Annotated in this window: 11 protein-coding genes; 2 read left to right on the top strand and 9 right to left on the bottom strand. The window is 65.2% G+C overall.

The features are described 5' to 3' along the window. Positions 1 to 112: 112 nt before the first annotated feature. The 5 genes from ASF90_RS02950 to ASF90_RS02930 form a co-directional block, all read right to left on the bottom strand. Positions 113 to 2047 carry an XVIPCD domain-containing protein gene (locus ASF90_RS02950; RefSeq protein WP_055845628.1) on the bottom strand — a complete coding sequence of 645 codons (1935 nt, stop codon included), beginning with the start codon at positions 2045 to 2047 and terminating at the stop codon, positions 113 to 115. A 132-nt stretch (positions 2048 to 2179) separates the two neighbouring features. Then, a complete protein-coding gene (locus tag ASF90_RS02945; protein ID WP_055845625.1) occupies positions 2180 to 4198 on the bottom strand; it encodes a M2 family metallopeptidase in 2019 nt (672 codons plus the stop codon). A 153-nt stretch (positions 4199 to 4351) separates the two neighbouring features. Then, complete coding sequence (locus ASF90_RS02940; protein ID WP_055845622.1) at positions 4352 to 6013, bottom strand: phosphoethanolamine--lipid A transferase; 1662 nt, start codon at positions 6011 to 6013, stop codon at positions 4352 to 4354. Next, the gene (locus ASF90_RS02935) at positions 6010 to 6774 is read right to left on the bottom strand and encodes a phosphatase PAP2 family protein (RefSeq protein WP_055846268.1); all 765 of its coding nucleotides are present in this window, start codon (positions 6772 to 6774) and stop codon (positions 6010 to 6012) included. The genes ASF90_RS02940 and ASF90_RS02935 overlap by 4 nt, the downstream gene beginning before the upstream one ends. Before the next feature lie 99 nt (positions 6775 to 6873). Further along, positions 6874 to 8607: a glycosyltransferase family 39 protein gene (locus ASF90_RS02930; RefSeq protein ID WP_055845619.1), complete on the bottom strand. Its 1734-nt coding sequence runs from the start codon at positions 8605 to 8607 to the stop codon at positions 6874 to 6876. A 146-nt stretch (positions 8608 to 8753) separates the two neighbouring features. Here ASF90_RS02930 and ASF90_RS02925 point away from each other — a divergent pair, with 146 nt between their 5' ends. Both ASF90_RS02925 and ASF90_RS02920 read left to right on the top strand, forming a co-directional pair. Next, positions 8754 to 9470, top strand: coding sequence for a response regulator transcription factor (locus ASF90_RS02925; protein WP_055845616.1), 717 nt, complete (start codon positions 8754 to 8756; stop codon positions 9468 to 9470). After that, positions 9463 to 10761 (top strand): HAMP domain-containing sensor histidine kinase, encoded by a 1299-nt coding sequence (locus ASF90_RS02920; protein ID WP_055845613.1) that lies wholly within the window; start codon positions 9463 to 9465, stop codon positions 10759 to 10761. Before ASF90_RS02925 ends, ASF90_RS02920 begins: the two co-directional genes overlap by 8 nt. 185 nt (positions 10762 to 10946) lie before the next feature. On the opposite strand, the gene ASF90_RS02915 is transcribed toward ASF90_RS02920, so the two are convergent. From ASF90_RS02915 to minC, 4 genes are all read right to left on the bottom strand, one after another. Further along, a complete protein-coding gene (locus ASF90_RS02915; RefSeq protein ID WP_055846266.1) occupies positions 10947 to 11444 on the bottom strand; it encodes a hypothetical protein in 498 nt (165 codons plus the stop codon). Between the two features lie 150 nt (positions 11445 to 11594). Beyond that, the gene (minE, locus tag ASF90_RS02910; protein ID WP_005994583.1) at positions 11595 to 11852 is read right to left on the bottom strand and encodes a cell division topological specificity factor MinE; all 258 of its coding nucleotides are present in this window, start codon (positions 11850 to 11852) and stop codon (positions 11595 to 11597) included. 2 nt (positions 11853 to 11854) lie between these two features. Continuing rightward, positions 11855 to 12664 carry a septum site-determining protein MinD gene (minD, locus tag ASF90_RS02905; protein ID WP_055845610.1) on the bottom strand — a complete coding sequence of 270 codons (810 nt, stop codon included), beginning with the start codon at positions 12662 to 12664 and terminating at the stop codon, positions 11855 to 11857. Positions 12665 to 12699: 35 nt separating this feature from the next. Then, the gene (minC, locus tag ASF90_RS02900) at positions 12700 to 13446 is read right to left on the bottom strand and encodes a septum site-determining protein MinC (RefSeq protein WP_055845608.1); all 747 of its coding nucleotides are present in this window, start codon (positions 13444 to 13446) and stop codon (positions 12700 to 12702) included.

The following is a 13446-nucleotide window of genomic DNA, read 5'->3' as shown; positions in this document are numbered from 1 at the left end:
GCGAGCCGGCGGTAACTCCCGATCCAGCACGCTGCGCCGACGCGGCGGCTGGCCGCGCGTGATCGAAGTCTGTCGACCTGCGCAATCACGTGCGACCGACCAGCGCGCGCTCTCAGCGCGCCTGCGCCTGTCGCTGCGTTTCCTGCTGCAACACCTGCGCCTGCGCAGCGGCATCGCGCTCCGTGCCTGGTTCCAGTGCCTGCAGGCGTTGCAGGCTGGCGGCCACGGGCTCTTCCTGCGCGGCCTTGGCGTCGAAGCTGCCGCGTAGATGCGCTGGCGAGTCGAGTGCTCCCTGCACCACGAAGCCACGCGCCGGATCGTTGCCGAGCACCACGTGATCGACCCGCTGCAAGCCATTCTCGCGTGCGGCCACCACCGCCCCTAAGGCCAGGCGTTCGCTGTCCATTCCTGCGGCTGGGCCGGGTGCGGCTTGCAAGCGCTCCACTGCCGCGGTGGATTGCTGCAGCAGGGCATGATCCGCATGCGCTGGATCGCGTGGATCCGGCAGCGCCTGGGCGACGTCCGCCGGCCGCGGCAGCACGGTGGCATCGACACGCTGCAGCTGGCCGTCGTATTTCCCGTCGGCGCCGTCGGCGATACGCTGCAGCCGCTCGGCGAACCCATAAGGCGATCCACCCACATTGCGGGCCATCGCGATCGCAAACTGCTCAGGCGACTGCGCCGGGGCGTTGCGGTCGCCGACCAGTGAGGTCAGCGCGCTGCCGCCGATCTTGCTGGCGTCGGCGCTGGTGCGCGTCTGTTCCAGCAGCGCCTGCATCTGCGCCTCGCTGAATTCCAGCGTGGTCTTCTGCCCTGGCGCGATCGCGCCGGTGCCCGTCATCTCGCCGCTCAACGCGCTGTTAAGCGTCTGCGCGATCGCCTTTTCCTCACTGGCCTCGTTGCGCCCGCCCAGGCGCTGCAACAAGCCCGGCGCCGCCACGTCGCCATCGATCTCGAAACGGTAGCTGCGCTGCTCCACGCGTTCGGCAGCGTTGCCGTCGTAGTGGCGCACGATCGTCAGCGGCACGTTGTCGCCGTATTGCAGCTGCTGCACCAGGGTGTAGCCGTCCTGGCCCGGTGTGCTGATGCGCACCTGGCTGCCTTGGTTGCGGTTGCCGGCAACATCGGCGCTGAGCGGGCCCAGTTCCAGCTGCAGACGCTGCTGCGAGCTGAAATTGATGCGCTCCAGCGTCTGCATCTCATCGACGCCGGGCACGCCCGGTGCAAGCTTGCCTTCGTGTACGAACTCGCCCATGGCTGCGCGCGCACGCGGATCGGCCAGGTCGAACTGCGCGCTGTTCACTTGCGACTGGCCCAGGGAGTCGGCGCGCCCGAGCAGGACCTGCGCCGGTCCTGCTTTGACGCCAAGTGCATTCACCGCCTCGATGGCCGCATTCGGCCCGGTCACCACGCGCACGTGACGCTCGTCGACGCGTTCGATCATGTAGCTGCGACCACTGGCTTCGGTGATCTTGCTCTGCGTGGTGAGCCCTCGCAGACTCGCCGAAGATTCGCTCTGCACAAAGGTTTGGGTGTCCATCACCGCGCGCGCGCCGATCGGAAGGCTCTCCGGCTGCAGCGGATTCACCTGTCTGGCGGCCTCCAGCGGCTGGTCCACACCCGGCAGCGTCAGTGCGTAGCGCATGCGCTGCCCGGCACTGGCGCCGGCCTCGATGCTCAGCTTGCTGTCGCCAAGCGTGGATTGCAGGCGCTGTTGCTGGCCGGTCTGCGCGTCGGCCTCAAGGCTGAAAGTGGTGGTCTTTGCGTCGGCATCGCTGAGACTGCCTGCGCTCAGCGAGCCACCGCCACGCAGGCTGGTCTGGCCTAACGGCTGCGTCGGGCTGCCGCTGCTCTGCTCGCTGCTCTGCGCATACTTGGCCGACTGTTCTGCCGGGTTGACCGAGACGGTGCTGCTCCCAACTTTCGCCGCGTATTCGCTGTTGGAGCTGCTATAGGTCGGGTTGAATGCACGATCGTTCGCGTCGTCGATGACCTGCTTGTTGCGGTCCACATCGCGCGCGTCCGGGCCGGTGGAGGCGTTGCTCATTGGGATGCTTCCTGCATGCTGCGCCTGTGCAGCGGGCGCGCAGTATATCGGCAGCGTTTCAGGCGTTTATCAAAGGAATGTTATGCGGCGGCCTGGGTGATGGCCGCCGCATGCCGCAGGCAAAGTGGCGCGTCAGCGCAATGCGGCAGGCGCAGGCGCGTTGCTCGCGGCAGCAGGCGCGGTTGCCTGCCAGCCGCACAATTGGCCCTGATTCTGCTGCTTGAGCCATTCGCTCATCGGTGCGAAGTACTCCAGCATCGGGCCGGCGTCGAGTTTCTCGCTGCCGGTGAGTTCCTTCAGCGTGGTCTGCCAGGGTTGGCTCGATCCACGTTGCAACATCGACCAGAATTTCTGCCCTGCATCCTTGTTGCCGTAGAAGCTGCACTCGTACAGCGGGCCTTGATGCCCGGCCGCATCGCACAGGCCCTTGTAGAACTGAAACTGCAGGATATGCGCCAGAAAATAGCGCGTGTACGGCGTATTGCCCGGCACGTGATATTTGGCGCCGGCATCGAAGAAGTCTTCGCCGCGTGCGGTCACCGGCGCCACGCCCTGGTACTTGGCTTTGAGTTCCCACCAGGCCTGGTTGTAGCGCTCCGGCGGAATCGAGCCATCGAACACGCCCCAGCGCCAGCGGTCGATCATCAAGCCGAACGGCAGGAAGGCGACCTTGCTCAAGGCCATGCGCATCTGCGAGTTGATCAACGCTTCGCGCCCGGCCTGCTGTTCGCCGACCATGCCGATCGACTGCAGATACTTCGGCGTCATCGCCAGCACGATAGTGTCGCCGATCGCTTCGTGGAAGCCGTCGTTGGCGCCGTTCTGAAACAGCGGCGGCAGCGGGTTGTAGGCCAGGTCGTAATAGATGTGGCCGAGCTCGTGATAGATGGTGGTGAAGTCTTCTTCGGTGGGCTTGATGCACATCTTGGTGCGCACATCGGCGCCGATGTTCTGGGTCGGCTCGCCGCCCATGTTCATGTCCCACGCGCTGGCATGACAGACCACATCGCGGTCCAGCGGTTTGATGAACTGCGAGCGTTGCCAATAGGTCTCGGGAAGCTTGGGCATACCCAGCGAGGTGTAGAAATCCTGCGCGCGCTCGGTCATCTGTTTGGCGGTACGCAGTTGCGCCTCGCGCTCGGCATTGAAGCGTGCTGCCGTCCCGCCGTCGCCGCCGGTGTTACGCGCCAGTACCGCGCTCAGATTGCCCTGGTACTGCTTTTCCAGCGCGGAGGTGATGTCCAGATCGCCGGCGCCGGGGTAGGGCTGCAGCAGATCCCACAGATTGCTCCAGTCCTGCTGCCACATATTGCCCATCAAATGCGCCGGCAACAGACCGCCGGCCACTTCGCCCTTGTCCTTGCCGTACTGCGTATCGAGCTTGCCGCGCGCGTAGCACTGCAGCTGCGCATACAGCGGTTTGACTTGCTCCCACAACCGGTCGGTCTCGCTGGCTAACTGCGCCGGCGGCATGTCGTAGCCGCTGCGCCACATCACTCCGACATCGGCAAAGCCGTTGCCGCGCGCGCCTTCGTTGGCCAGCTCGACAAAGCGCTGGTAGTCCTTGCGCATCGGCTGCGCGGTGCTATGCCAGCCCTGCCAGGCATCGAGTTGTTCGGTGTAGTCGCGGCTGCTGGCCAGCACTTGTTCCAGCTCACCGAGCTGGCGGCAGCGGCGTTGTTCGCCATCGCCCACGCAGTAACTCCCGGCGCCGTAGTCGCCTTCCATCTTGGCGGCGATGCGGGTGAGTTCGGCCAGTTTGGCCGGGTCGCGCGGCGCGGGCAGGGCGCTCATCAGTTTGAGCAGCTGCAGTGCGCGTGCGCTGTCTGCCGACATCGGCGTACCGACGTAGTGCTTGGATTGTTCGATCCAGCGATCCAGCTGCGCCAGCGAACGCTCGTTGGCCTTGGCGGCCAGCAGCTGCGAATCGCCGTTGATGTAGGTCGACGACAGCCACTGCGCGGCAGTGACTTCCGGGTAGGCGGCCTTGTACTCGGCGCTGATGCGCGCGACGAACTGGTCGGCGCTTTCGGCAGGCGCGGTGTTGGTCGCGGCCGGTTTGGCTGGCGGCGGGGCATCCTTGCGGCAGGCCGACAGCGATAACGTGCCGGCGGCCACAGCCAATGCCAGCAACAGCAGACGAGGATTCACGGGTGGTCCTTGCAGTGAAGTCCGGCGAAGGCTAGAGCGCGCGAGGCTTCAGGGCAAGCGATGCTTCAGGGCAAGCGGTGCTTCATGGGCAAGCGGTGCCGGTGCGGATGCCACGCAGCGGCAATGGATCCCGCCGTTGGCGGTGCGGAACGCTCAGCCTTTCCCCGTGCACTGCGCAAACACGTCGCGTTCGCGTGCATATACGCTGGTCTTGACCTGCATCAGGCCCAGCACCGAGGGGAACAGCGCGTCCTGATCGGTGTATTGCCCGGCGCGATGGCGCAGGCAGGCCTCATCCAGGCCACGGTCGCGCGCAAACTCCGGCGAGAACCACATCACCATTGGCACGTGGGTCTGCTCTTTCGGTGCGATGGCATACGGCACGCCATGCAGATACAGGCCCTTCTCGCCCAGCGATTCACCGTGATCGGAGAGATAGATCATCGCGGTGTCGTAGTCGGACAAGCCACGCAATGTATGGATGGCCTGATTGAGGAAATGATCGGTATAGCCGATGGAGTTGTCGTAGGCGTTGACGATGCTCTGGCGGCTGCAGCTGCCCAGGTCGGCGGTCTTGCACACCGGCTTGAAGCGCTCGAACTGCGCCGGGTAGCGTTCGAAATAGCTGGGGCCGTGGCTGCCGAGTTGATGCAACACCACCACGCGGTCGCCGGGCTTGGCACGCACTTGCGCCGCCAGATCGCGCAGCAGGATTTCGTCCATGCAACGGCCGTCGGCGCACAGCTCCGGCGTGGTGGCATCGTCCAGCTTCTGGATCTCCAGCCCCTCGCACACGCCCTTGCAGCCAGACTGGTTGTCGCGCCACAGCGTGGAGATGCCGGCGTGTTCAAGCACGTGCAGGAACGACTGGTGGCCGCGGATCATGTCTTCGTTGTAATCGCGGCGGCCGAACGGCGAGAACATGCAGGGCACCGACACTTCGGTACTGGTGCCGCACGAATGCATGTCCGGGAAATTGATCACGCCCGCCTGCGCCAGCTCCGGCGTGGTCTGGCGCGCATAGCCGCTGAGGCCCCAATTCTGCGCACGTGCGGTCTCGCCCAGCACCAACAGCAACAGACGCGGGCGGCTGCCAGCAGCGCGCGGCGTGGCGATCGCATCGTGTTCGATCGGCTGCTTGGGCGCATGCTTGATCGGCGAATCGGACTTGAGGTTCTGCCGCAGAGCGACGATGTAGTTGATCGGCGTGGCCAGGTAGCGCACTTCGCGGTGATTGCGCATCAACGCCGAGATATCCTGCGATGACAGCATGGTGCCGGCGGCACCCACCACCGCCACCGCCAGCAAGAAGCCGACCCGCACCAGCAGCGACTTGCCCGTGCTGCGTACACGCAAGCGCGTACGCCACAGCAGCACGGTGGGAATCAGGAAGTAGCACACCAGTGGAAAAATCAGCCCCGGCGTGAGCAGCTCGCGCGACTCCTTGTGGTCGGTATGCAGCACGTTGCGCAGCATGTCCGCATCCAGATAGACGTTGTAGCTGTCCATGTAGTGCGCAGCCAGCGCAGTGGTGAACAGCAGCAGGGTCAACAGCGGTTTGGCGTTCCAGCGCCACACCAGCAGACCCAACAACAGCGCGTGTACGGCAACCAGCAGCGCCATCAACGAAATGGCAAACCCGATACTTCCCGGGTGCGTGGCCATTGCCGTGCGCCAGAACAGCTGATTGCATACCAACGCGAAAAACACGCTCGACAGCAACACCAGCGCTTCGGTCGACACGGTCGGCCGGGTACTCCATGTCAGCGCGCGAATGCTGGTGCGCCCGCGCGGTTCCGGTAACCAGGTGCTCATGCTGCATCCCCCGATGGCAACATCGAATCAGACGTGCGATGTGGCCGAGCCAGCATCACGCAGTACAACCCCAATGCTGTCAGCCAGCACACTGCCAGCGACCATACATCGTGCGAGAGGAAATGCGCGCCGCGCAGTTGCTGCGCAACGCCGAAAATGAGACCTGCCACCAACCCTATAAACAAACCTGGGAAGCGCCACGCAGGACGCAGCGACAACGCACAGAAATACACTGCGACCCACGCATACCCGGCACTGGCATGGCCCGCCGGAAAACAACCGGACGCGGCAATGCCCTGGCGCGATTCGAACAAGCCGATCATCGCCTGCGTGCCGCCATATCGGCTCAGATCCCACGGGCAATCCATTGCGGTCCACGACTTGAGCAACGACACCAGCGAGGTCGACAACGCGATCGATGCGGCAAGATAGGTGAGTGGCCAGCGCAGCACGCGCAAACGCGGCCTGCACCAGGCAGCCACCGCCAGAATCACGACGCTGACACCCGCAGCGGTACTCAACCCTCTGCCGATGCGATGAATCACGCCACTGGTAAACCAGTGGTCCTTGAGCAGCCAGTGCCCGCCTTCCAGCCGATACAACGCATCGGCAACCCACTGGTCGCCGCCTGCGCCCATCAACAACGCGCTGACCAACAGCACAGCCGCCAGCGGCATCCACAGATGGCGAACGAAGAAGCGCGCCTGCACATCACGGGCGGTGCGCGCCAAAACTGGCGCGTGGACGGGAAGCGTGCTCATCGAGATGTCGGTCTGTGTCATTGCCCGGCATCTTCGAAACCCGGATGTCGGAGAGCGGTCGGACTGAAGTTGCCCAGCCGTTAACCCGACACCAAGCGTTCAGTCTGTGTCGCCGTCGCTACCGGTTTGTTCGCTGTCGGACGCCGTGGTGATGCAACCGGCGTGCCACGCGGTGCCTGGCACCAATTGCCATTGATTGCGATTGGATTCGCCGATATCGATGCGTTGCGCCGGATCGATGCACGCCGGTACAGCCTGCTTGAGCACGAACAACCAACGTTTTTCTGGCGCCTGCGCAAGCCACGGGCCTGCCTTGTCCCACTGCTGCTGCCAACTCGCCTTGAAGCCGAAATCGGTCACTGAACGATCGGCTTGCAGCAGGTTCTGTTCGCGCCAGGCCAGCATGCCCAGCTCCGCATCCGGACCGATACGCTGGCCGACGCGCTGCATCAGCCGCGCAGACGAACTGTAAGGGTCCAGCGCGGGCATCAAGCCCAGACCGTACACGCTCCACAGCGCCGCCGTCATGACCACCACCGCGGTGCCAGCGCGACGACCGCGCGACCACGCCAGCGCCGCCACGCCGACGATGCCAAGACCGATCAGCCAGAAACCCACCGACTGCAACGACGCCAGCTCCATGCCGCGCTTCAGCGCGGTGTTTTCGGCCCAGTGCAGATGCAGCGCAATGCCGGCACCCAGGACCAGGCCGGCAAGTGCGAGCAGCAGCACATAGCCGGTGAGCAGCACGCGGACACCGCGACGGCGCAGCAGCTCGGCCAGCAACGGCGCCGCTGCCACGCACAGCGCGGGCAGCATTGGAAAGATGTAGACCTCGCGCTTGCCCGGACTGGCACTGAAGAACAGCAGCACCAGCACGCTCCACGCCAGCAGCAGCACATAGCGCGGGTCGCCGCGACGCAGCCGCCGCCACCACGCCGGCAGCAGCCACGGCAACAACAGGCAGCCCGGCAGCCACAGCGTGGCGATCACTTGCAGGTAGTACCAGAACGGTTTGACGTGATGCCAGGCGTGCGCGTAGCGCGTGCCGGTTTGTTTGAACAGCAGCTCATGCGCGTAAGCGTGCAATTGCGGGTCGTCGCTGTGCAGCAGCGCGATGCCCAGCGGCCCCAACCAAACTGCGGTGCCAGCCAAAAACGCCGGCAGTACCAGCAGCCAGCTACGGCCGGCCTGCGCCCGTGCCGGCAGCACGCTCCAATGCCGGCGCGGCAACGCCATCCACGGCAGCAACAGCAGCAGCGGCAGGAAGCCGACGCCCTTGGTCACCGTGCCGACGCCGGCGGCAAACAACCCCAGCGTCCACGCGCGCCAGTCCGGCCCGCGCAGCACATGCCGCAGCAACCCCCACAGCGACAGCGTGGTCAGCGCCACCAGCACCATGTCGATCTGCGCGCGCTTGGCCATCAGGCCGAATTGCAGCACCGCAAACAACGCCAGCACCGCGTAGCCGGCCACGCGCCGGTTCCACAGCCGGCGCGTCATGTCCCAGGTCAGCCACAGCGTTGCCAGCGCGGCCAGCAGCGAGGGCAACAGAAATGCGACCGGCCAGCGCGGCACCAGCTCATAACTCGCCGCCTGCAGCCACATGAACACCGGCGGCTTTTCCGCGTACAGCTCGCTGCCACGGTGCGGCAGCAGCCAATGGCCGCTTTCGACCATGGTGCGTGCGGCCAGCACAAAGCGCGGCTCGTCCGGCGGATTGGGTTGGCGTAGCCCGAGCCCGGCCAGCAGGCTGACGACGATCAGCAGCAACGCGGCAAGCAACGCACGCCGACGAGGGAGAGAGGCAGAGCTGGCAGGCGACACGTGCATGCCCCGATTAAAAGGGGCCGAACGATAGCTGGCAAGCAGGTCGGAGTTTTGTCGGAGCGCGCGCCGAGCCGCCTGGAGCGGTCGGGTTCGGCTCGGCTCGGTTAGGATGCGCACACCGTCCCTGTCGGGCTGTTCTGGAAACCGCCATGCGGCTGCTGGTCATCGAAGACAACCGCAACATGGTTGCCAACCTGTTCGACTATTTCGAAGCGCGCGGGCATACCCTGGACGCAGCGCCCGATGGCGTCACCGGCCTGCATCTGGCCACCACCCAGCAGTACGACGTGCTGGTGCTGGACTGGATGATGCCGCGCATGGACGGGCCGGAGGTGTTGCGCCGCCTGCGCGAGCAGCATCAGTCCGAACTGCCGGTGATCATGCTGACCGCACGCGACGAATTACCGGACAAGATCGCCGGCTTCCGCGCCGGGGCGGACGATTACCTGACCAAGCCGTTCGCGCTGCCCGAGCTCGAGGTGCGCATCGAGGCCTTGCTTGCGCGTGCACATGGCCGTCGTCGCGGCAAGCTGTTGCAGGTGGCCGATCTGCGTCTGGATCTTGCCACCCTGGAGGCCACCCGCGACGGGCAGGTGCTGCACCTGTACCCGGCCTGCCGCAAATTGCTGGAAGTGTTGATGCAGGCCAGCCCGGCCGCCGTCACCCGGCAGCGCCTGGAACAATCGTTGTGGGGCGACGACCCGCCCGACGGCGACATGCTGCGCTCGCATATCTACGAATTGCGCCGCAGCGTGGACGGACCGTTCGCGCAGAAGCTGATCCATACCCTGCCACGGCTTGGCTACCGTTTGGCAGAACTCGATGGCGCCAGCGAACCGACGAGCAGCGATCGCGCCGATGGCTAAGCCGCGCCCGTTGGGACGTCGGGTCATGGTGTGGTTGTTCGGCTACACCTTGCTGATGACGTTGGCGGTGTTCGGCACCGCGCAATACCTGCACGAGCGCGCCGAGCATGGCGTGTGGCGCTCGCTGCTCAACTCGGAACTGGACAGCATCCTGGACAGCAGCGCGCAAAGTCCCGGTTATCACTGGCAGGATTCGGACACCTTGCGGTTGTATCGCCTCGATGGCAGCAAGCCCGTGCCGCCGGTGTTACGCACCTTGCATCCCGGCCTGCACGAGCGTGACATCGATGGCCGCCCGAGCGCGTTGATGGTGCGCGACACGCCGCATGCCGGTCGCCTCGTGCTGGTGCTGGATATCACCGATTTCGAAGCGCTGGAAAAATTCCTCACCCGCTGGATGCTGGCCGCCGGTATCGCGCTGATCGGCATCACCTTGCTGATGGGCGCTTACGCAATGGCCCGATTGGTGAGCCCGTTGGTGAAGCTGGCCCGCGACATCGGTGCGCTGCGTCCGGAACGCCGTGCGCAACAGATTGCCGTGGGCGCGCAGGGCAGCGCCGAGTTGTACGTCATCGCCGATGCGCTCAACGATTATCTGGAGCGCAACGGCCAATTCGTCGAGCGCGAACGCGCCTTCATCGACAGCGCCAGCCACGAGCTGCGCACGCCGATCGCGGTGATTGGCAATGCGGTGGAACTGGCCTTGGAGCAACCCGGCACGCCGCCGGCGGTGCGCCATCAGTTGCAGCGCATCGCGCAGACCAGCGCATCGGTAGAGCAACTGATCACCTTGTTGCTGGTGCTGGCGAAAGACCCGAGCCGGCTGGTGGGTAGCAGCGATACGTTGCGGCTGGATCATCTGATTCCGGACATCGTCGCCGACCACGCGCATCTGTGCGCAGACAAGGATCTGCAGCTGGTCATCGACCCGCTGCCGCCGTGCAGCCTCACCGCCCCGGTCGCCATCGTGCAGACCGCCATCGGCAATCTGCTACGCAATGCGATCGAAAACAGCGACCGCGGCATTATCCGCATCACCCTATCGGCGCCCGGCATGGTACGCATCGCCGACCCGGGCCACGGCATGACGCCGGAAGAAATCAGCGCGATCTACGCACGCCTGGCGCGCGGCAATGCACGGCAGGGCAACGGCATCGGTCTGGAACTGATCGGGCGGCTGTGCGAGCACCTGGGCTGGAAACTGAGCCTGGAATCCGATGCAGGGCAGGGCACTGTCGCGACGCTGGATCTGTTCGGTGCCGTGGCCGCGATCGAGCCCACACACGCATAGCCTCAGCGTGCGCACTGCCTGCATCGCAAGACGGTGCAGTGCACGGCGCACGCTGCGACGGCATGTTGATCGCGCACGGTGATCTGCAGGCACAGGCAATAGTCCTCAGCCTGCACCCCAAGCCATGCAAGCATCTTGTCCCTTGGTGGGCGCCACAGCGCGCACCGCACCATCATGCAGCCAGCTCAGACCGGCAGCAGCCCGCGTTCGTGCAACCAGCTGCGCGCGTTCTCCGCATCCTGCTCGAACCAGGCGCGGGTGGACCCCAGTCGATAGGTATAGCCCCAGGCATCCATGTCGGCCATCAGCCGCGCACTGCCCACACCCGGTAACTGGGCGGCCAGCAGAATCTGCAGGTAGCAGGTGGCGTCTTCCTCATCCACCGAATCGGTGGCATCGGTATGTACGGCGGCGCGTTTGTCGGCAGGCAGCACGATCAGGTGCCCGGCTTCATGCAGCATCGAATGCACCGGCGTGTCGTCGCGCACATAGACATCGCAGCCGATGATGCCCGCTTCCGGTTCGCCCCAGAAACTGCCAGGAATCGGCGCGTCAGCGTCCACGCGATGCAGGCGCAGGCCATACCGGCCCAGCAAGGCTGCCGGTGCGTCCAGGCCGATATCGGCCACGCACAGCACAGCGGAAGCATCGGATGCGGAAGCAGGATGTGGAATCACGCGCAGTGGCTCGCGGTCGGGCGCGCCGCAATGGCGCGTAGTGGGGCAGAAACCAAAACGGCACCGTGCGAACACGGTACCGTCAGGAGGACAATGCGGCGACCGCCACACAGCGCGCAAGCGTCTACGGGCTGCACGCCGGCGGCAATGACCGCGTTACTTGTCGCCGTCTTCCGGCAAGGCGACTGAAATATCCAGCACGTCGTGCTCGCCGTCCTTGACCAGATCCACCCGCACCGCATCGGCGTCGATGTTGACGTACTTCTTGATCACTTCCAGCAATTCGCGCTGCAGCAGCGGCAGGTAATCCGGCCCGCCACGGTGGTTGCGCTCCTGCGCAATGATGATCTGCAGGCGGTTCTTGGCCGTCTCGGCGGTGTTCTTCTTGCTCTTGAGAAAATCGAGCAGGCCCATGCTTAGCCTCCGAACAGCTTGCTGAAGAAGCCTTTCTTCTCCACGGATATGAATCGCATCGGGCGCTCTTCGCCCATGATGCGGGCGACCGCGTCGTCGTAGGCCTGGCCGGCCGGGGACTCGCCGTCCAGGATCACCGGCTCGCCCTTGTTGGAGGCGTTGAGCACGTCGCCGGATTCGGGAATCACGCCGATGGCCTTGAGCCCCAGCACTTCTTCCACGTCGGTGATGCTGAGCATCTCGCCACCTTCCACGCGGCCCGGGCTGTAGCGGGTCAGCAACAGGAACGCCGGCACCGTCTTGCCTTCTTCGGCCTTGCGGGTCTTGGAATCGAGCAGGCCGATGATGCGGTCGGAGTCGCGCACCGAGGACACTTCCGGGTTCACCACCACTACGGCGCGGTCGGCGAAATACATCGACAGGAACGCGCCTTTTTCGATACCGGCCGGCGAATCGCAGACGATGTACTCGAAGCCGTCGGCGGCCAGGTCCTTGAGCACCTTCTCCACGCCGTCCTGGGTCAGTGCATCCTTGTCGCGGGTCTGTGAGGCAGCCAGCACGTACAGGTTGTCGAACCGCTTGTCCTTGATCAGCGACTGCTTGAGCGTGGCTTCGCCATGCACGACGTTGACGAAGTCGTACACCACGCGCCGCTCGCAGCCCATGATCAGGTCCAGGTTGCGCAAACCGACGTCGAAGTCGATGACGGCGACCTTCTTGCCGCGCCGTGCCAGCCCGCAGGCCAGGCTCGCGCTGGTGGTGGTCTTGCCGACGCCGCCCTTGCCGGAGGTGACTACGATGATTTCAGCCAAAGGATTTCTCCGAATATTTCTGTGGTTGGGCCGCGTCAATCAAGCGCAGCGATCTTGATCTGATCCTGCTCCAGCCAGACCTGGACGGCCTTGCCACGCAGGTCCATGGGAACATCGTCCAGCACCTTGTAGTGGCCAGCGATGGCGACCAGTTCGGCGTGGAAGTCGCGGCAGAAGATGCGCGCGTCCGGGTTGCCCTGCGCGCCGGCCAGAGCGCGGCCACGCAGGGTACCGTAGATATGGATGCTGCCGTCGGCGATGACCTCCGCCCCGGCGCCGACCGTATTGAGTACGGTCAGGTCGCAGTTTTCCGCGTACAGCTGCTGGCCCGAACGCACCGCATTACGTTGCATGCGGCCCGGCGCCGGGCGCGCGGCCGGCGCTGCGGGTTCGGCGCGTGCCGCCGGCGGTGGTGGAGGCGGTGGGCTGACCGCGGTCGGCTCGTATTGCGCGCGGAACTTTGCCAACAGCGGCACGCCGAGTTGCTGCGACAGCAGGTCGATCTCGCTGGTGCCGTAAGCCAGCGCCACCGGCAGCACGCCGGCATCGCGCAGCCCATCCAGCAGCGCCTTGGCGGTGGCCACGTCCGGCACCTGCGACAGGCCGCCGAAATCCAGGATCACCGCCGCCCGCCCGAACAGCTTGGGTGCGCGGGTCACGCGCTCGCGCATTTCCTGCACCAGGCGCGGCACATCCAGCGTCCGCACGCGCAGGTTGGCAATGCCCACCTGGCCAATCTTGAGTTCGCCGGCCTGTTCAAAATCCACATTCACACTCGACAC

It is taken from the genome of Xanthomonas sp. Leaf148 (assembly GCF_001423585.1).
Taxonomy (GTDB): Bacteria; Pseudomonadota; Gammaproteobacteria; order Xanthomonadales; family Xanthomonadaceae; genus Xanthomonas.
Note: the sequence above shows the minus strand (reverse complement) of the source record. Positions and strands in the feature narration are given on the sequence as shown.